This is a genomic window from Marinobacter panjinensis (assembly GCF_005298175.1).
In the GTDB taxonomy this organism is placed as follows: domain Bacteria; phylum Pseudomonadota; class Gammaproteobacteria; order Pseudomonadales; family Oleiphilaceae; genus Marinobacter; species Marinobacter panjinensis.
On the sequence record NZ_SZYH01000001.1, the window covers coordinates 538,671 to 563,094 of the forward strand.

At 56.5% G+C, this 24,424-nt stretch carries 17 protein-coding genes; 9 read left to right on the forward strand and 8 right to left on the reverse strand.

What is annotated here, in order from left to right; all coding sequences use genetic code 11:
- Positions 1–76: 76 nt before the first annotated feature.
- From malQ to glgC, 3 genes are read right to left on the reverse strand one after another with little or no spacing between them, the layout of a single operon-like run.
- Positions 77–1,564 (reverse strand): 4-alpha-glucanotransferase, encoded by a 1,488-nt coding sequence (gene malQ / locus FDP08_RS02440; protein WP_137434445.1) that lies wholly within the window; start codon positions 1,562–1,564, stop codon positions 77–79.
- Entirely contained in the window at positions 1,561–3,288 is a 1,728-nt protein-coding gene (locus FDP08_RS02445; RefSeq protein WP_137434446.1) for a glycoside hydrolase family 57 protein, read from the reverse strand. The genes malQ and FDP08_RS02445 overlap by 4 nt, the downstream gene beginning before the upstream one ends.
- Entirely contained in the window at positions 3,278–4,543 is a 1,266-nt protein-coding gene (glgC, locus tag FDP08_RS02450) for a glucose-1-phosphate adenylyltransferase (RefSeq protein ID WP_137434447.1), read from the reverse strand. Before glgC ends, FDP08_RS02445 begins: the two co-directional genes overlap by 11 nt.
- Before the next feature lie 189 nt (positions 4,544–4,732).
- On the opposite strand from glgC, the gene glgB reads away from it, so the two are divergent.
- The 3 genes from glgB to glgP are packed head-to-tail and all read left to right on the forward strand — an operon-like array spanning position 4,733 to position 10,664.
- Positions 4,733–6,619, forward strand: coding sequence for a 1,4-alpha-glucan branching protein GlgB (gene glgB, locus FDP08_RS02455; protein ID WP_137434448.1), 1,887 nt, complete (start codon positions 4,733–4,735; stop codon positions 6,617–6,619).
- Entirely contained in the window at positions 6,616–8,067 is a 1,452-nt protein-coding gene (glgA, locus tag FDP08_RS02460) for a glycogen synthase GlgA (RefSeq protein WP_137434449.1), read from the forward strand. Before glgB ends, glgA begins: the two co-directional genes overlap by 4 nt.
- A gap of 44 nt (positions 8,068–8,111) precedes the next feature.
- Positions 8,112–10,664, forward strand: coding sequence for an alpha-glucan family phosphorylase (glgP, locus tag FDP08_RS02465; RefSeq protein ID WP_137434450.1), 2,553 nt, complete (start codon positions 8,112–8,114; stop codon positions 10,662–10,664).
- 19 nt (positions 10,665–10,683) lie between these two features.
- Here the strand turns inward: glgP and FDP08_RS02470 are convergent, their stop codons facing one another.
- Positions 10,684–11,343: an alpha/beta hydrolase gene (locus tag FDP08_RS02470; protein ID WP_137434451.1), complete on the reverse strand. Its 660-nt coding sequence runs from the start codon at positions 11,341–11,343 to the stop codon at positions 10,684–10,686.
- A gap of 15 nt (positions 11,344–11,358) precedes the next feature.
- A complete protein-coding gene (locus FDP08_RS02475) occupies positions 11,359–12,564 on the reverse strand; it encodes a 1-acyl-sn-glycerol-3-phosphate acyltransferase (protein WP_137434452.1) in 1,206 nt (401 codons plus the stop codon).
- 152 nt (positions 12,565–12,716) lie between these two features.
- Between FDP08_RS02475 and recQ the strand changes: the two genes are divergently transcribed.
- Complete coding sequence (recQ, locus tag FDP08_RS02480) at positions 12,717–14,576, forward strand: DNA helicase RecQ (RefSeq protein WP_137434453.1); 1,860 nt, start codon at positions 12,717–12,719, stop codon at positions 14,574–14,576.
- 9 nt (positions 14,577–14,585) lie between these two features.
- Here recQ and FDP08_RS02485 read toward each other — a convergent pair whose 3' ends face one another.
- Positions 14,586–15,137 (reverse strand): PaaI family thioesterase, encoded by a 552-nt coding sequence (locus FDP08_RS02485; protein ID WP_137434454.1) that lies wholly within the window; start codon positions 15,135–15,137, stop codon positions 14,586–14,588.
- Between the two features lie 205 nt (positions 15,138–15,342).
- Between FDP08_RS02485 and FDP08_RS02490 the strand changes: the two genes are divergently transcribed.
- Complete coding sequence (locus FDP08_RS02490; RefSeq protein ID WP_137434455.1) at positions 15,343–16,302, forward strand: ABC transporter substrate-binding protein; 960 nt, start codon at positions 15,343–15,345, stop codon at positions 16,300–16,302.
- On the opposite strand, the gene FDP08_RS02495 is transcribed toward FDP08_RS02490, so the two are convergent.
- Complete coding sequence (locus FDP08_RS02495; RefSeq protein WP_137434456.1) at positions 16,285–18,171, reverse strand: methyl-accepting chemotaxis protein; 1,887 nt, start codon at positions 18,169–18,171, stop codon at positions 16,285–16,287. The genes FDP08_RS02490 and FDP08_RS02495 overlap by 18 nt on opposite strands.
- Positions 18,172–18,357: 186 nt before the next feature.
- Between FDP08_RS02495 and FDP08_RS02500 the strand changes: the two genes are divergently transcribed.
- The 4 genes from FDP08_RS02500 to selD all read left to right on the forward strand — a co-directional run bounded on the left by FDP08_RS02500 (position 18,358) and on the right by selD (position 23,413).
- Positions 18,358–19,905: a bifunctional GNAT family N-acetyltransferase/carbon-nitrogen hydrolase family protein gene (locus FDP08_RS02500; RefSeq protein ID WP_137434457.1), complete on the forward strand. Its 1,548-nt coding sequence runs from the start codon at positions 18,358–18,360 to the stop codon at positions 19,903–19,905.
- Positions 19,906–20,027: 122 nt separating this feature from the next.
- On the forward strand, positions 20,028–20,426 hold the full coding sequence (locus tag FDP08_RS02505) for a hypothetical protein (protein ID WP_137434458.1): 399 nt from the start codon (positions 20,028–20,030) through the stop codon (positions 20,424–20,426).
- Positions 20,427–20,474: 48 nt separating this feature from the next.
- The gene (locus FDP08_RS02510; RefSeq protein WP_137434459.1) at positions 20,475–21,137 is read left to right on the forward strand and encodes a helix-hairpin-helix domain-containing protein; all 663 of its coding nucleotides are present in this window, start codon (positions 20,475–20,477) and stop codon (positions 21,135–21,137) included.
- Entirely contained in the window at positions 21,137–23,413 is a 2,277-nt protein-coding gene (gene selD / locus FDP08_RS02515) for a selenide, water dikinase SelD (RefSeq protein WP_137434460.1), read from the forward strand. The genes FDP08_RS02510 and selD overlap by 1 nt, the downstream gene beginning before the upstream one ends.
- Here the strand turns inward: selD and senB are convergent.
- The gene (gene senB, locus FDP08_RS02520; RefSeq protein WP_137434461.1) at positions 23,397–24,377 is read right to left on the reverse strand and encodes a selenoneine biosynthesis selenosugar synthase SenB; all 981 of its coding nucleotides are present in this window, start codon (positions 24,375–24,377) and stop codon (positions 23,397–23,399) included. The genes selD and senB overlap by 17 nt on opposite strands.
- Between the last annotated feature and the right edge of the window lie 47 nt (positions 24,378–24,424).

Here is a 24,424-nt window from a genome sequence, read left to right on the forward strand (position 1 = left end):
ATTGTTGAAACTGCCTGTTACTTATAGCGGAGTGTTGCTTACACCTATTTGATGTTGATCAAAAAACAACCGGACTTTATGGCAGACGGCGATGCTGCTGCACCAGTTCATCAACTTTTCTTGACAGGTCCTGGCTGCAAAGATTCCATTCCAGCTGCCATACCCAGTTGTTCACCACGGTTCCCGGTGTGTTGAACCTGGCCTCTGTTCCAAGCCCCAGAAAATCCTGCATGGGAACAATAGCCAGCGAGCAGACGGACCGGAAAGCGGCTTCAATCACCGACCAGGGCATGTCGTCGCCCGAAACACCCAGATAGGCATTAACGTAGCGCCGTGTGTGATCATCAAGGCTCTGGTACCAGCCAAGCGTGGTGTCATTATCGTGGGTTCCTGTGTAAACAAGATCCCGTGGGTGGTGATTGTGCAACAGGTGCGGGTTATCCGAGCTGCCGTCAAACCCAAATTGCATCACCGTCATCCCCGGCAACCGGAACCGTTTACGCAGCTGTTCCACATCATCGCTGATAATGCCCAGGTTTTCGGCAACCAATGGCAAATCCGGAAAACGGGTGAAACAGGCTTCAAGGAAGTGTTCGGCCGGCCCGGGCACCCAGTAGCCGAACCGCGGTTCCGGTGTCTTTGCCGGGATCTCCCAATAGGCCTGTAGTCCGCGGAAGTGATCGATGCGAATCAGATCGAACAGCTGGCGCTGGCTCTCAAGCCGCTGCAACCACCACCGGTAGCCTTCCAGGGCCATGGCTCCCCAGTTATAAATCGGATTTCCCCAGTGCTGACCATCGGGAGAAAAATAGTCCGGGGGAACCCCGGCGATCACCGTAGACTCGCCTCGGTCGTCAAGCTTGAACAGGTGCCGGTTGGCCCAGACATCCGCGCTGTCGTGAGCCACGAAAATGGGGATGTCGCCAAACAGCAATACGCCTTTTCGTCGGGCATAGTCCCGCAGGGCCTGCCATTGGTGGTGGAATAGAAACTGCTCGAAGCGGATCCTGGCAAGCCGGGACTGGCTTTGGTCAATAAAGTCCTGCAGTGCGCCGACATCACGGTCTCTCAGGGACTCCGGCCACTGAAGCCAGCTCTGAGACGACTGAACTTCGCGAATGCCACAGAAAAGGCAGAAATCGTCCAGCCAGTATCCGTTGGTTTCGCGAAAGCGTTGGTAGCCAGCCTGGTCAAACCCGTTTACCCCCTTCCCTTCATTGTTAAAGAAACGCTGTGCTGCCAGGGTGAATAACTGGTGCCGGGTGTGGGGGGCTGGCAGCACCAGTTCCTCCTCGGTCAGCAGACCCTCGTCCACAAGTTCCGACAGGTCAATAAAGTGCGGATTGCCAGCGTGGGCACTGAGGGACTGGTAGGGAGAGAGATCCGGGTGCGTTGGCCCGATGGGCAGTGTTTGCCAGATGGTTAGGCCGCTGTCGGCGAGAAAGTCGACAAAGGTGCGGGCGCTCGCACCGAGCACGCCCCAGGTACCCGGCAGACAGGTCGGGTGTAACAAAACGCCGGCCCGGCGGATACTGAACAGATCCTCGGCGCTGCTGTAAGTCATGCCGGTTTATCCGCTTCATGCCCGGGCCGCATGGCACCGCCGCGGGCCGGTTCTCCGCTACCCTGGCTCAGCTGCTGAAATACGGACGGCGGTGCCGGATAACCGATCATCTCGTACAGGTTAACCAGGTGTCGGCGGTACAGGTGCTCGAAATCGCTGACAATCTGAGCCGGGTTATAATCCCCGAACCACCAGAACCAGTCTGAGCCCTCGCAGATGGCCAGCTGTTTTTTCGCGGACTCTTTCTGCTCTGCATTGAGGCTGCCGTTATCCATCACCCGGTCGTAATGGATCTTGGCCTCACAGAGCAGGTCCCAGGCGCGATTTTTATCCGGATCACCAATCCAGGTGGAGAAGGTGCCGTAAATCCAGCTGCCGGCCACCAGATGGGGCAAGCGGATCGGTTCGGCTACCGTGTGCCCGATCAGATCGCTGTAGGTGGTCAGTTTCAGCTGCGAGTGGTGCGCAAGTACCCGGTACAGCTCATTCAGAAAATGAAAGCCGTTCTCCGGGTAGTATTCCCAGGCGTTCTCGCCATCCATAATGACGGAAATAACAGGGCTGGACTGACCCCTGGCCTGCCGGGCGATATTCTCCATGTGATGCACCAGGTCGCCAACAGCATCCTCCGCATGCCAGTCCGCGTAGTTAAAGCCGATCAGGTCAGACAGACCATCATCCCGGAAGAACACCGTCACCGGGGATTCACCGAAGGCGTATGGCTGATGGATGCCCGTATCTGGCAGCTCGGGATTCTGCTCCCTGGCCAGATTGAGGCTATTGTAAACCACGGAATCACCGCTGGCGGTCCAGCGGAAGTTGTGTTCACCAAGCAGATCCAGGGTGGCCTGACTGAGTCCTCCTTCGGAAGCCCAGCAGCCAACCGGCCCAATGCCGAAAAATCGATGAAAAACCGCTTTTGCCTGATGCAGCTGCCAGCCAGCTCGTTCGCTTCCGCCGGGGTAATCACTGTGTACGGGTAATATGATCTCCGGCATTGCTTCCCGGGCCGATTCCAGTTCCAGCAGCAACGGCAGCATGGCGTGTGTATAGGGGCTCATGGAGAGCTCCACCTGTCCCTTTTCGGCCAGGCGCCGGTATCTTGGCCCGATGCCGGACAATACATCGAAAATGACATCCAGCAGTGCCCTGCGTTCGTCCATGGTGAAGTTATAGCCTTTCTCCTGAAGGCTCTGAATGCAATGGTTGTCACGGCGGATGGTTTCACCCATCCAGCCCAGGTGGTACCAGACCAGAAGGTCCGACAGGAACCGGCTGGAGATGTACCTCTGCAATTCCGGTTTTTCCCGGTAGACATCGGCCAGCTCTGCCAGTTGCGTGAAAGCCGGATAGCGCCCGATGACCCGGTCGGCATTGGCGCGCAGGCATTTCTCCATCACTCCCAGAAAGGCCGGGGTACCTGGCTGCGGCAGTTCCTCTGCGACCAGAGCGGCCAACAGTGGGTCACCGATGTCCCCCGCGCCGTGGCGCCATCGTTCAATCTGCACCAGGTAGGTTTCGATCTGCTCAAGCAGGATCGGCGCAAAGTTGACCACTGCCCTTGCCTCAGGCTCATGTTCCAGGTGCGCCGCCATGTCGCTGTAATCCTTGATGGTGTGCAGGTACACCCAGGGAAACAGAAACTGACCTGTATGCATGTCCTGATAGGAAGGCTGGTGCATGTGCCAGCACAGCACGACCGGAATTCTGGTATCAGAGGCCATGGGGGTAATCCTGCCCGAGCATCTCGGGCGTGATCAGCACAATACCTTTTGGAGAAACGTGAAACCGCTTTCGGTCTTCTGCTTCATCGAAACCGATACGTGAACCCTTCGGAATGCGGCAGCCACGATCAATCAGAGCATTACGGATATGGCAGTGACGACCAACTTCCACATCCGGGTAAATGACCGAATCTGAGATGTCACTATAAGAATGAACTCTAACCTGTGAGAACAGAAGAGAATGTTTCACAACAGCACCGGAAACAATACAGCCGCCGGCGACCATGGAATCCACCGCCATTCCCCGGCGATTTTCGTCATCAAATATGAACTTGGCAGGGGGCAACTGTTCCTGGTAGGTCCATATCGGCCAGTGGGAATCGTAGAGATTCAGTTCGGGGCTGATGCCGATCAGTTCCAGATTGGCTTGCCAGAGCGCATCAATGGTACCTACATCCCGCCAGTAGGCAGGTTTGTCTTGCACCGGGTCGCGGAACGGGAATGCAACCACCCGCAGGCGCCTGATCACTGAGGGGATAATATCCTTGCCAAAATCGTGGGAAGAGTCGCCAACCGTCTGGTGATCGCGCATCAGTTCATCGAACAGGACCTGGGTGCTGAATACATAGATACCCATCGAAGCCAGTGCCTTATCCGTATGGCCGGGCATGGGCTTCGGGTTCTGAGGCTTTTCAACGAACTCGGTGATTCTCAGCTCGTCGTCTACGGACATGACCCCGAACGCCGAAGCCTCATCAATAGGGACTTCAATGCAGCCAACGGTGATATCGGCTTCGTTCTCGACATGGGCGGCCAGCATGGTGCCATAGTCCATCTTGTAGATATGGTCGCCAGCGAGAATCAGGACATATTCCGGTTTATGGCTGCGGATGATGTCGAGGTTTTGCAGAACCGCATCTGCCGTGCCCTCGTACCAGGAAGTTTCGATGCGCTGCTGTGCCGGTAGGAGTTCGACAAATTCATCAAGCTCACCGCGAAGAAATCCCCAGCCCCGCTGAATGTGCCGAATCAGGGAATGGGATTTGTACTGGGTGATCACCCCTACCTGGCCGATGCCGGAATTGATGCAGTTCGAGAGTGGAAAATCGATGATCCGGAACTTGCCGCCAAAAGGGACTGCCGGCTTGGCACGCCACTTGGTGAGGTCGTGGAGACGTGAACCCCGACCTCCGGCAAGTACCAGTGCGAGAGTTTGACGAGTAAGACGACTGACGAAACGTTTGGCCGTATGCATAGCTGCTTCCCTGAAAAAACCGCGCGCATGAGTTGCACTCGAAACGCGAGGCTCTGCCATGTATTTGACGCCTGTAATCATATTAGAACACTATCATGGAATTATGACGTAAAATTGCTGTGGGTCATTTTTCAAAAAGGCCCTGTGACGTCCAATGGAATTCCACCTGGTCAGGGGAAAGCAAGGTCTATGGACAGCCCAACGCTCAGCGAGTTTGACCTCCATCTGTTTGCCGAAGGCCGGCATTGGCACATCTATAACGTATTGGGCGCCCATGTTTGCAAAAACCGGGGGGTTGAGGGCGTACGATTTGCGGTCTGGGCCCCACACGCCCAGGCAGTCAGCGTCGTAGGAGAGTTCAATCACTGGGATTCCAGCACCCACCCGATGAGCCTGCATGACAGCACGGGTGTCTGGTCCTGTTTTATCCCGGGCATCAGTACCGGAACCCTTTACAAGTTTTCCATCACCACCGAAGACGGCCGCCAGCTGTTAAAAACCGATCCCTACGGCCAGGCCTTCGAATTGAGGCCCGATACCGCAGCCATTGTGGCCGAACGCGGCCATTTCCGCTGGGGTGATGGAGATTGGCTGGCCCGGCGTGCCCAATGGAACTGGCAGGACTCCCCCATTTCAATTTACGAGGTTCACGCGGCTTCCTGGCGCCATCACGGCTCCGGACGATGGCTGACCTATCGCGAGCTGGCCGACCAGCTGATTCCTTACGTGGTGGAACTGGGTTTCACTCACATTGAGCTGTTGCCGGTCACCGAGCACCCGCTGGACGAATCCTGGGGTTATCAGACCACCGGTTACTATGCGCCAACGAGTCGCTTTGGCACACCGGATGACATGCGCTATCTGGTGGACCAGTGCCACCGGAACAACATTGGCGTGCTTCTGGACTGGGTTCCGGGGCACTTCCCCACCGATGAGCACGCCCTCGCGCTGTTCGACGGCAGTGCCCTGTACGAGCATGAGGACCCGCGCCAGGGCCGACACCAGGACTGGGGCACCCTGATCTACAACTACGGTCGGCATGAAGTCCGGAACTTTCTCATTGGCAGTGCCCTGTTCTGGCTGGATGCCTTCCATATTGATGGCTTACGCGTGGATGCCGTGGCCTCAATGCTCTACCTCAACTATTCCCGCAAGGAAGGCGAATGGCTGCCGAACGTTCATGGCGGCCATGAAAATCTCGAGGCGATTGAGTTTTTGCGGGAACTGAACCGTGTCTGCCAGAGCCGATTTCCGGGAACCCTGATATGCGCTGAGGAATCCACCTCCTGGCCGCGGGTTACCCGCCCGCCAGAGATTGGCGGCCTTGGCTTTAACCTGAAATGGAACATGGGCTGGATGCACGACACCCTGGAATACCTTCAACAGGACCCTGTCTACCGCCAATACCACCACGACAAGCTGACCTTCGGCCTGATCTATGCGTTTACAGAAAATTTCCTGCTACCGCTGTCCCACGACGAGGTCGTACACGGTAAAAGCAGCCTGATCAATAAAATGACCGGGGACGAGTGGCAGCAGCGCGCTTCATTACGCTTGCTGCTTACCTACATGTACAGCTATCCCGGCGCCAAGTTGCTGTTCATGGGCGGCGAATTCGGCCAGCGCCGGGAGTGGAGCGAATCCAGGGAACTTGACTGGTCATTGCTCGCCTATCCGGAGCATCAGGGCCTCAAGCGCCTGGTGCAGGACCTGAACGGCCTTTACCGCCGGGAGGTGTCGCTACACGGTGAGTGCTTCCGGCCTGAAGGGTTTGACTGGATTGATTGCCATGACTCGCCCCAGTCCGTGATCAGCTTCCTGCGCACAGCCAACGGTGAAACATCGGTCATTGTGGTCAATTTCACGCCGATGCCACGACACCATTACCGCATAGGGCTGCCTCAGAGTGGCACCTGGCAGGAGATTTTCAATTCCGATTCCGAGTATTACGGTGGCAGCAACCTGGGTAACCCCTTGCCGATGCCTGCGGACGAAAAGCCCTGGATGAACCGGAACTGGTCCCTGGAGCTGACCTTGCCACCCCTGGGCGCGATCATTCTGAGGCCGGCGGTATGATCCGGGTTCTGTTCGCCACCAGTGAAGTCTACCCGCTGGTCAAAACCGGTGGGCTTGCGGATGTGTCTGCCAGCCTGCCCGAAGCACTCTGTAAGCTTGGATACGACGTCCATATTCTTCTGCCAGGCTACCCGGCCGCTGTCAAAGCCGCCAGAGACGCGGGTTCTCGCAGAAAAACCCGCTTCCGGATCGGGCAATACGAAGTTAGCCTGTGGCAGACCCGGCTTCCTGGCACGGCGGTCACACTCTGGCTGGTGGACTGCCCGCCATTGTTCGACCGCCCCGGCAACCCCTATCAAAATGAAAATGGCCAGGACTGGTGGGACAACGCCCATCGTTTCGAGCTGTTTGGCAGGGTCGGTGCCATGATGGCCGTTGGCGAAGCCGGGGTGAACTGGCGGCCGGACCTGGTGCACTGCAACGACTGGCAGACCGGGCTGATCCCTGTGTTTCTCGAGCACTACTCCCATCGGCCGGGGACGGTATTCACCATCCATAATCTCGCTTATCAGGGCATTTTCTCTCACGAAACCTTTCGAGCCCTGGGGTTGCCCGATTCACTCTGGCGCTGGGACCAGCTGGAATTTTACGGCCAGCTGTCCTTTATTAAAGGCGGTCTTGTTTTCAGCGATCGCATTACCACCGTCAGCCCGGAATATGCGCGGGAGATCCAGTCGACGGAATTCGGTCATGGTCTTGATGGGGTTCTCAGACACCGGGCCCACAGGCTCACCGGGATACTCAATGGTATTGATACCCGCGTCTGGAACCCGGAGGAGGATCCGGAACTTGCGTTCCATTACGGCCGCGATCACCTTAAAAACAAAACCCAGTGCCAGGCCCAGTTGCAACAGGAACTCGGCCTGGAGGTCAACGGCGGCCCCCTGCTGGGATTTATCGGGCGTCTGGTGGAACAGAAGGGGGTGGACTGGCTGATTGCAGTCATGCCCGAGTTACTGGATCGCGGCTGCCAATTCGTAGTGCTTGGCTCTGGTGAAGCCCGTTACGAGGAACCGCTAAAGCAGATCGCCCGGCAATGGCCCCGCCAGATGTCCCTGACACTGGGTTACGACGAAGGGCTTTCCCACCGCATTACCGCCGGATGCGATATTTTCCTGATGCCCTCACGGTTCGAGCCTTGTGGCCTGAACCAGATGTACAGCCTTCGCTACGGCACCATTCCCGTGGTACACGCGGTTGGAGGGCTTTCTGACACTGTAAACGACCCTCTGGAGGCAGGCATCGGTAAAGCCAACGGTTTCCGGTTCATCAAGGCCGATGAGCAGGCCCTGTTGGCAACGATAAACCGGGCATTGGAGAATTTCAGGAACCGGAAGTCGTGGCGCCGGCTCCAGGAGAATGGTATGGCAGCGGACTACTCCTGGAAACAGCGCGCCCGAAGCTACGGCAACCTGTATCAGAGCATTCTCAAAGAGCGTGACATCTAAAGACTGGATTAGCGCGAGCGTGTGCCCGCCCGGAGGCAATTGATATGGATAAAGCAACGGAATTCAGACTCGAGGCCCACCCCTTGGTTCCGGAGGCCCTTGAGCGTCTTGAAGAACTGGCCAACGATCTGTTCTACAGCTGGGATCACGGGGTTCGTAGCCTGTTTGCCAGGATAGACCTGCGCCTATGGCAGAAGGTTGAGCATAACCCGAAACTCTTTCTAAGGCGGGTTGCCCAGGACCGGCTTGATGAGACGGCGGAGGACCGGGCTTTTCTGGCCGAATATCGACGGGTACTGAGCAGTTACGACGCCTATCTGGAAGCGGGTCCCGGACCGGAAGTCACTGAGAAACTGGATCCGGAAACCGCATTGGTGGCCTACTTTTGCGCCGAATTCGGTTTTCACGAAAGTTTTCCAATCTACTCCGGGGGGCTTGGCATTCTCGCGGGGGATCACTGCAAGGCTGCCAGTGACCTCGCACTGCCCTTCGTGGCCATCGGCTTGCTGTACCAGCAGGGCTACTTCGTACAGAGCATTGACGCCCTGGGCCAGCAGATCGCCCGGTATCAATCCCATTCGAGTGACGAACTGCCAATAACCCCCGTTGAAAAAGATGGTGAGGTACTCAAGGTCTCGGTGCCCTTCCCCGGCCGTAATGTTGTTGCGCGGGTGTGGGAGGCGCGGGTAGGCCATATCCGTTTGTACCTGTTGGACAGTCACACCGAGGAAAACAGCCCCGAAGACCAGGAGCTGACACTGCAGCTTTATGGCGGGGACGAGTCCACACGGATCAGTCAGGAGATGCTCCTGGGTATCGGCGGGACACGAGTGCTTGAAGCTCTGGGGCTCCAACCAACAGCCTGGCATATCAACGAAGGCCATGCCGCGTTTCAGATACTTGAGCGATGCCGACAGGTTATGGCCGCCGGTCTCGGCTTCGAAGCCGCCCTGGAGGCCGTTGCCGGTGCAACTCTGTTTACCACCCACACACCGGTAGCCGCCGGCCACGACATCTTTCCAAGAAGCCTGGTTCAACATGCCCTGGGGCGATATCTGGAAGAGTCCGGCCTGGACTTCGAGAAAGTATTTGCCCTGGGCGCCAAGGACGATGACGACACCTTCAACATGACCGGCCTTGGCCTGCGCGGCTCACGCTTCCACAACGGTGTCAGCAGGATTCACGGTGGTGTGGCGTCCCGGATGGAGGGCGATATCTGGCCCCAGGTTCCACCGGAGGAAAACCCGCTGGGCTACATTACCAATGGCGTGCATGTGCCTACTTTTCTGGCACCGGAATGGTCAAGCCTGTTCGACATCCAGGCCCCTACCTGGAAGAGCGAACAGCGAAACCCGGATTTCTGGGAATTTATCGACCGGATTCCGGATTATCACTACTGGAGTGTCCACAAAGCACTCAAACAGCAGATGGGCGAGTTCATTGTTCGCTGCCTCAAGCGTCAGCACAAACGCAACGGCACCGGTCATTCAGTGACAGAGCGGATGACCCGGCAACTGATCTCTACGGAGAAGGACACTCTGGTGATCGGTTTTGCACGGAGGTTTGCCACTTACAAGCGCGCCACCCTGATTTTTTCCGATCTTGACCGGCTGGAGCAGATTATCACCAACGCAGATCGCCCCGTTGTGCTCGTCTTCGCCGGCAAGGCACATCCCCGGGACAACCCGGGCCAGCATCTGATCAAGGTTATTCACGACCTGTCCATGCATCCCTCGCTGATGGGGCACCTCATTCTGCTGGAGGACTACGACCAGGCCATGGCCAGGCGACTGGTCAGTGGCGTGGATGTGTGGCTCAATACGCCGGAATATCCCAAGGAAGCCAGCGGTACCTCCGGTGAGAAGGCCGCCCTGAATGGGGCCCTGAATCTGAGCGTTCTGGATGGCTGGTGGGGTGAAGGTTACGACGGCAAGAATGGTTGGGGCATTCCGCCCAGGGATACCGAGCTGGATGCCGAATTCCGTAATCAGGAGGAAGCACGCGACCTGCTGGATCTGCTGGAATTCGAGGTGGTACCGCTATACTACGATCGCGCCTCCCAGGGTTATTCAAAGGGTTGGGTAAAACGTTCCAAGGCTTCCATGAAAACCATTACGCCGATGTTCAACAGCCAGCGTATGGTAATGGATTACGTCAACAACTATTACCAGACGGCATCCACGCAGGGCGCCCGGCTGATGGCCGACGGCGGCGAGATGGCCACGGGGCTTGCAGACTGGAAAGCAAGGGTTCGGGAAGCCTGGCCCGGGGTAGAGATAAACGTTGTCGGGTGTGTCGAGTGCCGTTGCCCGCATGACGGTGCTGTAGAGCTCAGGGTTGAAGCATGGCTCAATGGCTTGACCGCTGCCGATGTACGCGTGGAGTGCCTGGTCAGCCCGGAATGTACCGGAACCCATAAAAACTCCGGCCCCCCGAGCTTTTTCCTCGAGCAGGAAAGCGAGGCGGATGGCCGGACCGTTTTCGCCACGCAGGTCCAGCCTTCCTACCCCGGGCTGCAGACCCTCAGGCTAAGAATGTATCCGTACCACGAGGCGCTGACACACCCCCTGGAGATGGGCGCCATGCTCTGGGTCTGAGCCCGTGCATGGCACGGCTTTAAAGAACGTGATTGCGGATAAAACGGCCGATATCCTGTACTTCCTCAAGGCACACACTGTGCTCCATGGGGAAGGTCTGATAGGAAGGCTTGAAGCCGAGTTCCTCAAGCTTCTCCATGCTCAGCCGGCCGAGTGACTCCGGCACCATCGGATCATGGGTGCCATGATAGATGTTGATGGGGATGCCACGATTGGCCTCTGAAATCTCAACGGTTTTCGCGGTCGCAAAGTAGGTAGACAGCGCCAGAATACCGCCCAGGCGCTTCGGATAACTCAGCCCCAGTTCATAGGCCACAGCGCCCCCCTGGGAGAAACCCGCGATAACGATGTTCTCGCTGTTTACACCGCGTTCAATTTCACGGTCCACCAGTCTGGCTACGGCGTCGGATGACGCCATCAACTGGTCCGTATCCACTATCCGGTCGATGTCCATGGCCTTGATGTCGTACCAGGCCGGCATTGTCATGCCGCCATTGATGGTTACAGGTATATTGGGCGCGTGGGGAAAGATGAAACGGACCGCGGCCTCTTCCGGTAATCCGAGTTCCGGCACTACCGGCTCAAAGTCGTGGCCACTGGCACCCAGGCCATGAAGCCAGATAACCGATGCAGTCGGATTGGGTCTGGTTTCCAGTTCAATGTATTCGAGTTCTTTCACAAAATACCTCGGGTATCAGGAATGTTCCGATGATGAATTCGTCTTGCCGTTGTGGGCTTCCAGGGCCGTTACCACCGGGTTGGCGTACATATCCAGCAGGTACGGGCGGATGGCCGGGTCGCACGCGTCGAGCCTTCGTTCCATTTCGGCTTCGGCCGCTTCTATTTCTGCCGCTGACCATGCCTCTGCTGTTACCACCGCATCGCTCACGGAATCCCTTGTAGCGTGTGAATCCGGGTGGATGCCCCTTTGTTGGTACGCCACCAGGTTTGAGGTATGCAGGTGGTAGTTGGCGTGCATCTCACGGTCTATCCGCGCAGCCAGATCTTTCGGGTTGTCTTCCGCGTCAGCAATGGGGGCACCGAAATGCACATGCACGTGCCCTTTGAAGCCGGTCAGGCCCTTCATGATCTGATCCGTATCCTCTCCTTCCCGCTTGGTGTACTCGCCTGTCCGGTCATGCGTCTCCAGTGCGCGAGCCTTGTCCACATCGCAGGGGTCGTACTCATAGGCAATGGACACCGGAACAATATGCAGCCGGTTCATGGCCTCGGAAAATGCCAGCCCGCTTTTTTTCTTGCTCATGTAGAACATCTTGATTATGGCGGGATCGGTGAAATCCAGACCATTCTTGGCGCGGCCTTCCCGCTGTGCAATCCAGATGCTTTCGTTATTGTCGATGCTGTGACTGATAAAGGACGAGAGCATGATATAGGCGTCGCGCATTTCCCGCGGGCTGGTCATGTTGCGGCGCACTACAAAGCTTTTATTGAGCCTCATCATTTCCGCGAAAACACGGTTGGCCAACAGATTGTCGCCAATGGCAATCCGGGTGGTCTTGAAGCCGTTGGCAAACAACAGGTAGTTCACCACCATGGGATCGAAAACGATATCCCGGTGGTTGGAGATAAACAGATGAGCACTGTGTTTGTTCAGGTTCTCCAGCCCGCTGTGGGTGACACGGGTGGTCGTGTGGTCAACCAGTTCGCCGACATAGCCTGACAGCCTGGCCTGGAGATCATCAATGCGGGTAATGCCGGCAAAGTGACTGAGCAGCCAGCGCTTCACCCATATCCGGAGTATGGAGGGTGCCCATTTCGCCAGCGTAGGCGATTTGAAGCGGCCAATCATATCCAGAAATTCCGGGTCCCGAACCAGTTTGTTGATCGCATTTCCGGTTTCATCGTCCGAATAGGGACGAATGGCGTCAAATTCCTGCATGGAGATCCTGTTTGTTGGGTGCAGAAAAAAGCCGCATTGTAGCCGTTAAAAGGTTTGTTTGTCTCCGCCGATTCCGTGACGTGATTCTGGTATCATGCACAGCCTGCCAGAACGGCACATTTTTACCGTCAACCAACACCGCCGGCCAAGTCATGGATTTTGCAGAACTAAGCACAGTGCGCCCCCGTGTTTCAGATCAGGACCCGGAAGAAGTCCTGCATCGCATATTCGGCTACGAGACCTTCAGACCACTGCAGGGTGACATTATCCGTGAGGTGGTCAACGGCGGTGATGCGCTGGTGTTGATGCCCACCGGCGGCGGTAAATCACTGTGTTACCAGGTGCCTGCCCTTGTTCGTGCCGGGACCGCGATCGTGATATCTCCGCTGATTGCATTGATGCAGGATCAGGTGGCCGCACTGAAAGAACTGGGAGTGCGGGCAGCTTTTCTGAACTCCACGATGGATTTCGAGCAGGCCCGTGATACGGAAAACGCCCTGATGACCGGGGAGCTGGACCTGCTGTACTGTGCACCGGAACGCTTAATCCAGCCGCGCACCCTGGATTTGCTGCATCACGCCTCCATTTCCCTGTTTGCCATTGATGAGGCGCACTGCGTATCCCAGTGGGGCCACGATTTCCGTTCCGACTATCTTGAATTGAGCCGGCTGGCCCATGAATTCCCCACTATACCCCGCATCGCACTGACGGCCACGGCAGATGAGCGAACCCGCAAGGAAATTGCTGAAAGGTTGTCACTGACCGAAGCCCGCCACTTTATCAGCGGGTTCGACCGCCCGAATATTCAGTATCGCATTGCGCCTAAAACCAACGCTAACAAACAATTACTGGACTTTATTAAAGCAGAACATGATGGTGACTGCGGCATCGTCTATTGCCTCTCCCGCAACAAGGTAGACGCAACGGCGAAGATGCTCAGCGACAAAGGCTACACCGCACTGCCCTATCACGCCGGTCTGAATGCCGGAGACCGGTCGCGGCATCAGGAGCGATTCCTGCGTGAAGATGGTGTGATCATCGTGGCCACCATCGCCTTCGGCATGGGGATCGATAAACCGGACGTGCGGTTTGTTGCCCATCTGGACCTGCCCAAAAGCCTGGAGGCCTACTATCAGGAAACCGGCCGTGCCGGCCGTGACGGAAAGCCTTCGACTGCCTGGATGGTCTATGGCCTGCAGGACGTCATCAAGCTGCGCCAGATGCTTGAAGGTTCCATGGGTAACGACCACTTCAAGCGGGTCGAGCGCCAGAAGCTGGACGCCATGCTGGGCCTGTGTGAGGTGACCAGTTGCCGCCGCCAGGTCCTTCTGCGCTACTTTGGCGATACCCTTGAGCAACCCTGTGGCAACTGCGATACTTGCCTGAACCCGCCGGAAACCTGGGATGGCAAGCTTGCCGTTCAGAAAGCCCTTTCCTGCGTGTTCAGAACCGGACAACGGTTTGGTGTTACCTATCTGATAGACGTTCTGCGGGGCTCAGAGAACGAACGCATTCTCCAGTTCGGGCATCAGGCCGTGTCCACCTACGGCATAGGTACCGAGTTGTCGGCCAACGACTGGAAATCGGTGTTCCGGCAACTGGTGGCCAACGGCTACCTCAGGGCAGATCCGGAAGGTTACGGTGCGCTCCAGCTCACAGAGGAATGCCGGCCATTGCTCAAAGGCGAAGTGCCGATCCAGTTGCGTAAGGACCCGGTGGTCAAATCCTCCGGAGGTCGCAATTCCTCAGGCACATCGGGGCGTCGCAAGATTGCCGACCAGATAACCGACAAGGCTGGATGGGAGGCTTTACGGGCCTGTCGTAAGGCTCTGGCGGAAGAAAAAGGCGTGCCGCCCTACGTGATCTTCCACGATGCCACGCTGTTCGAGATTCTGGAAAAACGCCCGAACAGTCTGGCTGAAATGGCCGAGATCAACGGTGTGGGTGCTGCAAAGCTGGAGAAATACGGAGATACTTTCCTGGCCGCCCTGCGGGAGCTGGACGGCCTGTGATTCGATGAATTACGAAGCCTTGAATCCCTTCTTGCGAACCCGGTACTGGGCAACAGAAGTCGCCACGTGATTGCCCTGTTGGTCGTACAGAGTGCCCTCCAGTGCAAACGCAGCCCGGCCGGTCTCATCTGCTTCGGCCTTGATGGCTTCAACCGTCGCTTTATCCAGCGAAAACTCCACAAACACATCTGAATTGGCCGGCTGCAGGAATTGCAGGGTCATCTCCTTGAGGATCGGGGTATAGGCCGGGCCCAGATCGAACAGGGTAAGTACACCACCGGGTATTTCAGCCACCAGAAAATAGGCGCCGGCATAAAGGCTGCCAAAGTGGTTTTTGTTGCCTTTCAGACGTATTTTCGCTTTTACGAAGCCTGGCCGCACTTCTTCTACACTGAAACCATTGCGGGGCGCGAACGGGATCGAAAGCCCGATAATCCGGTTTACAGCTGCATAGCCACTGGTTTTTCGCAGCCAGGCCAGCGGCTGTGTAATGCGGGCTTTCGGGTCGGACGCAGATACCCATTGTCCCGTCACTCCGATCAGATTATCGATTAACGCCATGTTTTGCTCTCTCCTGAATACCTCTATTTCCGGCAGGCCGGACCAACAGGCGTAGATAATTACAGCTCGGCGAAAGCATCCGCAACTATTTTTGCCGATTTCGGTCAGCAATTCCTGTTACGTCCGGGAAATTCGCCTAAACTGCTCTGGTGTCGCAGAAAGCCAGGGCAAGGAGAGTGCGAATGAATGCAGGAGGCAGCGCCCTATGAAATCGGGACGTACGGGTTGGATGTTGGGCCTGGTGTATTTATGCTTCGGCGCCGGTATCGTATTGTCTGCAGAACGGCCCGCCTTCATCGGCGCGGCCAATGTCTCCCCACATAACGAGTACCGCCTGTGGTATCGAAACTACGACAGCCCCCCTATCCGTGCCCTGGTTTCTCTGGCGTTTGAAAAAACCCCCGAATACGGTTCCTTCAGCATAATCCGCAGCCCCGAAATGGCACAGGGTCGGGTTGTCCGGGAGCTGGAACAGCCGGTATCCACGCTGGTCGATATTGCCAATGTCGCCACATCCGATAAGCGCGAGGGCAACCTCCTTGCCATCCCCCTTCCTATAGACGGCGGGTTACTGGGGTTCAGGGTCTGTGTGGTACTGCAGGAATCACTGCCAATGTTTGAAGGCATCAAGAGCGTTTCAGATTTGCAGGAAGCCGGAATCCGGGTTGGCCAGGGTACCCACTGGCCGGATACCGACATACTTGAGGCCAATGGCGTAAAGGTGATTACCCATTCACGGTACGAAATTCTTTTCCGGATGCTGGAGAATCATCGGTTTGAGTGTTTCGCGCGAGGGGTCAGCGAAGTGCTGTTTGATCTGGAGATGCAAGGCAACATGAACCTGGCCATCGAACCGGACTTGCTGATTGCCTACCCCATGCCATCCTACTTTTTTGTCAGCCGCCGTGACCACGAAACCGCCCAGCGTTTACAGCTGGGCATGGAACGGGCCATCAATGACGGCAGTTTCGGCAAGTACCTGGACCATTTCTACGGCAGGGCAATGAAAGCACTGGACCTCGGAGAGCGAAAAATGCTCGTACTGAACAACCCATACCTGACCGAGGAATCCCTGGCCATCGGCCGCCACAGCCTCATGAATCTGCAGCGGCGCATCAATAACCTGTCTTCGTCAGACGAAGCCGACTCAGACTTTGAACCTTGAAACATTCTGGCTGAGGGCTGTTCCGATCGATTCTATCTGCCCACTGTAAACGTCGTTTTCACTGGCAGCCTTGGCAGCCTCCTGCCCCTCATCTGCAATGCGCGTGATGGACGAGTTCAGCTCTTCGGTGACCGATGTCTGCTCCTCAGACGCAGTCGCAATCTGGGACGTCATCTGGCTGATAGACGTGATGGCATCTGCAATCCGGTTTAGCGCTTCCATGGCGTCCTGAGCCTTTTCCATACTGACATTAGACACAGCCGTTGATGCCTTCATAACGTCAACTGCATTGTTGGCACCACTCTGCAGACGTTCAATCATGTTGTTGATTTCTTCAGTGCTGTCCTGGGTGCGGCGGGCCAGATTGCGCACTTCGTCAGCCACCACCGCAAACCCGCGACCCGCATCTCCTGCCCTTGCCGCCTCAATCGCGGCATTCAGAGCCAACAGGTTGGTCTGCCCGGCAATACCCTGAATCACCTCCAGCACCGAGGTAATGTCGGTCACGTCTTTGCCGAGCTTATCGATAACTTCTGCGGCGGCGCTGATCTCTTTGGACAGTTTCTGCACGGCGTCCCTGGATGCGGCGACGGTTTCCAGCGAATCGCGGGAGTCAGAGTCGGCGGTATTGGCAGCATCCGCGGTCTGTTGCGCGTTTTGGGCAATCTCGCCGGCCGCGGCAGACATTTCGTTGATGGCCGTGGCCACCATATCAACTTCAGCCTGCTGTTTTTCGACGCTGCCGCGGCTTGTGCTGGCGGTCTCCCGCAGAGACGCTACGTTTTCCCCAAGCTCTGCGGTGCCCTTCTGAACATCCCGGACAACGTTCTGGATGTTTTCAACAAAGCTGTTGAATTCCCGGGCCAGTGTGCCGAATTCGTCACTGGCGCTATCATCCAGGCGCTTGGTCAGATCGGCCTCGCCACTGGCGATGGACGACATGGCGCGGTTCAGCTTTCTGACCGGAGCCATCAGCACACGTATGCCGAGATGCAGAACAACCAGCGATACCAGCAGACCAATAACCGCAATCATAAGCCCGGTCACTCGTGCCGCCTGTACCGGCGCGTTGATTTTATCTTCATTGATAAAGGTGCCGAGATACCAGTCAACGCCACGGGCGCCGGCAATGGGGTGAAAACTCGCTGTCCAGCTGACTTCGTCCGACTCATAGCGGTGGGTATCGCCGCCGAGCTGGGGCGCTTCGCCCAGCAGCACGCTGATGTCCTTGCCTACCAGATCCTGGTTCGGGTGAAAAAGAACGGTACCGTCATCACTGATCAAAGCCGCATAGCCGGTATCAGCCAGGGTAATGGCAGAGAGGGCCTGTTCGATGGTTTTCAGTGCAATATCACCTCCGATCACCCCTTCATAGTCTCCGCGTTTCACAGGCGCCAGGGTTGAAATGATGGTTCCGCCCGTGCCTGCATCCAGGTAGGGTTCAGTGAAGGAGGCGGTTCCGGTCTGTTTCGCCTGCTTGAACCAGGGGCGGGTGCGTGGGTCAAAGCCATCCGGAAGAGTGGCTTCCGAAGCATCGTCCTTCATCAGCATATAGCCGTCATCCCGGCCGACATACACGTCGATAAAACCACCCCCGGTTGTGGCTGCAGCCAGTATCACCCGAGCCTCCTGATCAGTAGTGACGGATTCCAGTGCCTTTGCGGTTGCTTCGGTCATGGTCAGGCGGGTATTGAGCCAATCAGCGATACTGGACGTACTCTGGGCCACTGCATCTTCGATCAACGCATCTACATAGGTATCGGTGGTGCTCTGCAGCCTCAGGTTGCCACTGAGGGTAAATGCCCCCATGACCAGCACCAGCAGTATTCCGAAGGCAATGAGCAACTTCTGGCCGAAACTCAGATTCATTATGCGGATCCTTTTGATTCATTCGATACAGGGTATGCGAGCCTACCGCCTTCGCACCCTGTGTTCTGTATAGTTTTGTTTTCGGCTTTTGCTGCGAAGTCTTTAGCGCGATCTGATAAAATAGGAACTTTAGTCAACGCATTCTGTCTGCGTATTTTTCCCTGAATCCAACCGGAGCCGCCGTATATGGCCCATGAAGAACTGCATCTCAACCTTCGGAACCTCACCATTGATGACTACCCCCAGCTCCAGAAGCTAATGGACAGGGTTTACGATGATATCGGCGGTGCCTGGCCAGAAGACACGATCAAGGCGCTGGTTGAGCAGTTCCCGGATGGCCAGATATGTATAGAGGAATCCGGCGAGCTGATCGCCATAGCGCTGACGGTCTGTGTCAAGTATGAGCGTTTCAGCAACCCCCACACTTACGACGACCTGATCCTCCGCAACGAGAAGCTCTGGCATAACGACAAGGGCGATTCCCTTTACGGCCTGGACGTATTTATTCACCCTGATTATCGCGGGTATCGCCTTGGGCGGCGCCTTTACGAAGCCCGCAAGGAACTCTGCCGTTCGATGAACCTGCGCGCCATCCTGGCAGGCGGTCGGATACCGGGGTACCACAAGTATTCCGATCGGTACTCGCCCGAGGAATACATCCAGCGGGTGGATCGTAAGGACATTTACGACCCGATTCTGAGCTTCCAGCTGTCCAATGACTTCCAGGTTACCCGGTTGATGCACAAATACCTGCCGGAAGACGAGAAGTCACTGGGTTACGCCACCCTGCTGGAGTGGCGGAATATTCTCTACACCCCACCCTCGCCGGTTCTGAGTGTCAAGAAAACCCAGGTACGGCTGGGTGCGGTGCAGTGGCAGATGCGTGAATTCACCTCCGTGGATGAGGTTCTCGAGCAGGTTGAGTATTTCGTCGATGCGCTGTCGGATTACAAGAGCGATTTTGCGTTATTTCCGGAGTTCTTCAACGCCCCACTGATGGGCCTGACGGATCAGATGGATCAGACCCGTGCTATCCGTTTCCTGGCCGGTTTTACCGAGCAGTTCCGCAACCAGATGTCGGAAATGGCGGTCAGCTACAACATCAACATCATCACCGGTTCCATGCCACTGCTGGAAAACGACCGGGTGTACAACGTGTCCTACCTATGCCATCGGGATGGTCGCGTGGATGAGCAACGCAAAATCCACATCACGCCCCATGAGCGGCGTGACTGGGTTATCGAAGGTGGTGAAAAGTTCCAGGTCTTCGAGACAGATGCCGGCCGCGTTGCCATCATGATCTGCTACGACATCGAATTTCCGGAACTCGGGCGTCTGGCCGCGAGTGACGAAGTGGACATCATCCTTGTGCCCTTCTGGACGGACACCAAGAACGGCTACCTGCGGGTTCGCCACTGCGCCCAGGCCCGAGCCATTGAAAACGAGTGTTACGTGGTGATCACCGGCAGTGTGGGTAACCTGCCCAAGGTGGAAAATCTCGACGTTCAATATGCCCAGTCCTCTGTGTTCTCTCCATCGGACTTTGCCTTTCCCCACGATGCAGTCATGGCAGAAACTACACCGAACACCGAGATGATCATGTTTTCGGACATGGATCTGGAGAAACTCAAGCTGGTGCGTAACGAAGGATCCGTCACCAACCTGAAAGACCGCCGCACCGATATATACGCGCTCAATACGATTCAAAAGGACCAAAATAATCCAGACAGTTGAAGAACTGTCTGAGAGATTTATCGTATGACACTGAGCACGTTGCCAAACAGCCCGAGTGTGGCTATTGTTTAACCATGTACCGTCAGGTCGCTTCCACGGAACAACCCAGAGATCACTTGTAAATGAACGAAGCACTACCGGACCTTGTTGCACAGTTTCATGTCAAACGAGGCCTGTTCCGCCGTGAACGGGTCGAGGCGGCTCTGTTCGAGCTCGACAACTTTGGCTGTGTGATGAAAACCGACAAAGTGTTCAACCCGGGCGATACGGTTGTTCTCGACCTGATCATGGAAATGCCATTTGATAACATCCGGGCCGATGGCATATCCGGCCTTGTCACCGAACGTAGAAAACACTGCAGCAATTTCTTCTATTCCATTGATTTCGTGCAAATTAATGATCAGACGTCACCGGCTCTGACAGACAAGCTCAAACGAATCCGGGATGTGGTAAGAAAAAAGCAGTTACTGAAATCCAGACGTTCATCCGGGCCTTCCTCCGGGCTCCGGCAAATGGCCTGAAATCACAAGCGCTCACCAAACAAACCGCACTGTAAGGAGACAATCCTCATGGCCAAGAAAGCCAACAAGCAAAATGTTGATAAAGTTGTGAAGAAAGTTAACAAAGAGTTTGACAAGACGTCATCGAGAATCGAAAAGCTGATAGACGATGCCCTCAAGCAGTTCGACGGCCTTCAGAACCAGATTCAGGAGCCCGTGCGCAAGCTGCTGAAAGAACTGGATGAACTTCGTGACCGTGAAATGAAGCGCTTCAGCGACGAGTATGAGCGCCGCCTGGGAGAATTCCACGAACTGCAGAACAACGTTCTGGACCGACTTGGCATGGCCAGCAAAGAAACCAAAGGGGAAGCGAAGAAAGCCACCAATAAAGCGGCCAAAAAACCTGCAGCCAAAAAGACAGCAAAGGCAAAAAAGGCCGCCAAGCCGAAGGCAGCCACTACCGCTAAAAGTTCGGCTTCTGCCGCAAAATCTGCTCCCAAAAAGGCAGCTACCTCGGCAAGAAAACCGGCTGCAACAAAGCCGAAAGACAAGGGCGATCTGACGCAGGTCAAAGGCATTGGCCCAGCCACTGCCCGGAAGATGAAAGAAGCGGGTATCACCTCGGTTGACCAGATTGCCAACCCATCTGCAGACGATCAGGAAAAACTGCAGGCATTTTCCAATGTGAAGGGCTTCAGCACCTTCAGTGATGAGGCCAAGAAAGTCATTTGATGCAACAATCCGAGCAGCCTGTATTACGGGACATCGTTCTGGTTGGCGGCGGGCACAGCCACGTCGGGGTTCTCAAGCGTTTCGCCATGAATCCCGTGCCGGGTGTCCGCCTCACCCTCATCTGCCGAGACACCCATACGCCCTACTCCGGCATGTTGCCCGGCTACGTAGCCGGGCACTATACCTATGACGACGTTCACATCGACCTGAGTAAACTGGCGGAGTTTGCTGGTGCCCGATTCTACAGGGATGAAGCCATTGGCATTGACCGCAACAGCAAGCGGGTCAATTGTCGGTCCCGGCCCGATGTCCCCTATGACATTCTTTCGGTCAATATCGGCTCTTCCCCTCGCGTTGGCGAAGTGGATGGTGCACGGGAGCACGCGGTGCCGGTCAAACCGATCAATGGATTCAATAATCGCTGGCTGTCGTTGCTCTCCCGGCTGGAAAATCACGAAGGCCCGATGTCGGTAGCGGTGGTCGGCGCCGGTGCCGGCGGTGTGGAGCTGACCCTCGCCATGCAGTTCCGGCTCCGTAATGAACTGGAAAAACGGGGTCACGACCCGGACCAGTTGCACTTCCACCTGTTTGATGCCGAAAGCCAGATACTGCCCACCCACAACGACAAGGTGCGTGCGGTCTTTGCCGACAAACTCGCAAGCCGCGGGGTAAAAGTTCATCTGGGAGCGGCGGTCTCGAAAGTCGAGGCAGGCCACCTGACCACGGAATCCAGTGAGTCACATGCGGTGGATGAGGTGCTCTGGGTAACCCGGGCCGGTGGCCCACAGTGGCTGGAGGATACCGGACTGGCTCTGGATGACGGTGGCTTTATCCGGGTAAGGGACACTCTGCAGACAGAAACCGACGACGATATTTTTGCCGTTGGCGATATTGCCAATGTTGTTAATCACCCCCGTGAAAAAGCCGGAGTATTTGCCGTCCGTCAGGGCCGTCCATTGGCGGATAACCTCAAGCGTTACGCCCTGGGCAAGGCTGTCAAACCCTTCAGCCCACAGAAAAAGTGGCTGGCACTCATCAGTACAGGCGACAAGTTTGCTGTAGCGTCCCGTGGAGATATGTCCTTTGCCGGCAAGTGGGTATGGCGCTGGAAAAACCAGATCGATAAGCGCTTCATGGCGAAGTTCAACGACCTTCCGGCCATGAAAGAGAACTCTGCCCTACCCGACACCGGTGCGGCACAGAATGCCGAGGAAGCGTCCCAGGCCATATCCGCGGTCGCCATGCGGTGTGGTGGATGCGGTGCAAAAGTCGGCAGTACGGTATTGTCACGGGCACTGGGTGAGCTGCGCCCAATCGAGCGGGATGACATTCTGATCGGCCTGCATGCGCCGGACGACGCTGCTGTGCTGACGGTACCGCCCGGCAAAGCTGTGGTGCATACGGTCGACTTCTTCCGAGCGTTTATTGATGACCCCTACCTGTTTGGCAAGGTTGCTGCCAACCATGCACTGGGTGACGTCTTTGCCATGGGTGCTGAGGCCCAGAGTGCTACGGCCGTAGCGACCGTACCCTATGGCATTGAATCCAAGGTGGAAGACGTTGTTTACCAGATGATGTCTGGCGCGGTAGAAGTGCTCAACGAAGCAGGTTGCGCGCTGGTGGGTGGCCATACCGGTGAAGGCCGTGAACTGGCACTGGGCTTTGCTGTCAACGGCCTGATCGATCCCGACGAGGTTATGAGCAAAGGCGGCCTGCGGGCCGGAGATGTGCTCATTCTGACCAAGCCTATCGGTACCGGCACCCTGTTCGCGGCCCATGCAAAACTGGAAGCAAAGGGGCGCTGGATTGATGTGGCACTGGCCTCGATGGTGCAGTCCAATAAGGAAGCCGCCCAGTGTCTGCGCCGGTATGGCTCAAAAGCCTGTACCGACGTGACCGGATTTGGTCTGCTTGGGCATCTTGTGGAAATGACTCGGCCATCCGGCGTAGACGCAGAGCTGGATCTGGGGGCGATTCCAATTCTGCCCGGCGCCGAAGAAACCGCAGCAGCTGGCATTCTCAGCTCGCTGCAGCCTGCCAACATCCGGCTGCGGCGCGGTATCCGTGATCAGGAGAAGTGGGTGAAGCACCCTCGCTACCCGTTGATTTTTGACCCCCAGACGGCAGGCGGCCTGCTGGCCAGCGTGCCGGCGGATCAGGCTGAAGCCTGTGTCAGCGAACTCAAGGCGTTGGGTTACCCGCATACAGCGGTTATAGGCCGGGTACTGCCCCAGGATGAGACGGGTCCTATCGAGCCGATTACTTTGAGGGAGTGAGCCGGGTACGCTCGGCTACTGCCTTTTCAATCGCTGCCAGTAATGAAGCCTGCTCCGCCTGCGGGGTAAAACTGCCGGCCAATGCTTTGACGCGATCCTCTAGCTCCCCCAGAAATTCTGGGGATTGCTCCACTCGCTGTAACAACCTGGCCAGATCGGTGTCATTACCCACACGGAAATACCCCGGGTAATCGTCGCCCAGTAGGCCAATATTGCCAGAGATATCCGAGGCGATGACGGGCAGGCCTGCGCGGCAGGCTTCAGAAACAACATTGGCGCCCCCTTCCATTACTGAGCTGATTACCATCGCACGGGAGTGGTTCATCAGGTTCTGGATGGTGGGTTTATCCACCTCCCCGAGCCATTGGAAACGGGGGTTTGCCTTCTGTTCAGCAAGGGCTTTTTGTTCCCATTCCAGTGTGTGGGCCTTGCCGGCGTTGATCACTCGAATGGCGGAGGTCTCAGGTAACTGCCTGGCAGCCAACGCAGCGCGAAGGGGATCTTTTTCGTCGCGGAGGTGACCGATAACGCAGATATCAAAATCCTGCTTCAATCCTGATGCCCTCGCAGGTTTGTCTGCTGACTGAAGTACTGTCGTCAGCTTCCGGGTAAAACGCTCGGGGATATCCTGGCCGGCCCGATGATGAAGCCCTACAAGGCAGTCAGCCTGCGCCATGGATTCGTGGGTAACCTCAGGAAAGCGGTGTTGATGGTCGTAGATATCGGTGCCAGTAAGCACAATAATCAAAGGTGTAAGCGGATGCTGCGCCCGGAAGCGCCCAACAGCCTCGTGACTTCTCCAGGCGTGCAGCGCAATGAACAGGTCGCATGGCTCACCATGGTATTCCGTGACTATGTTCACCTGGTGACCGGCAGTTTCAAGCAGCTGGCCCCAGCGCTCAGCCGTTGCCCGATTACCTGCCCTGGAGCCCGGAGCTGCTGGCGTTATCAGGGTAATGTTCATGGACGGAGGGCTCCGGAAAATTTCTTCATTAATGATGGATAGCCATA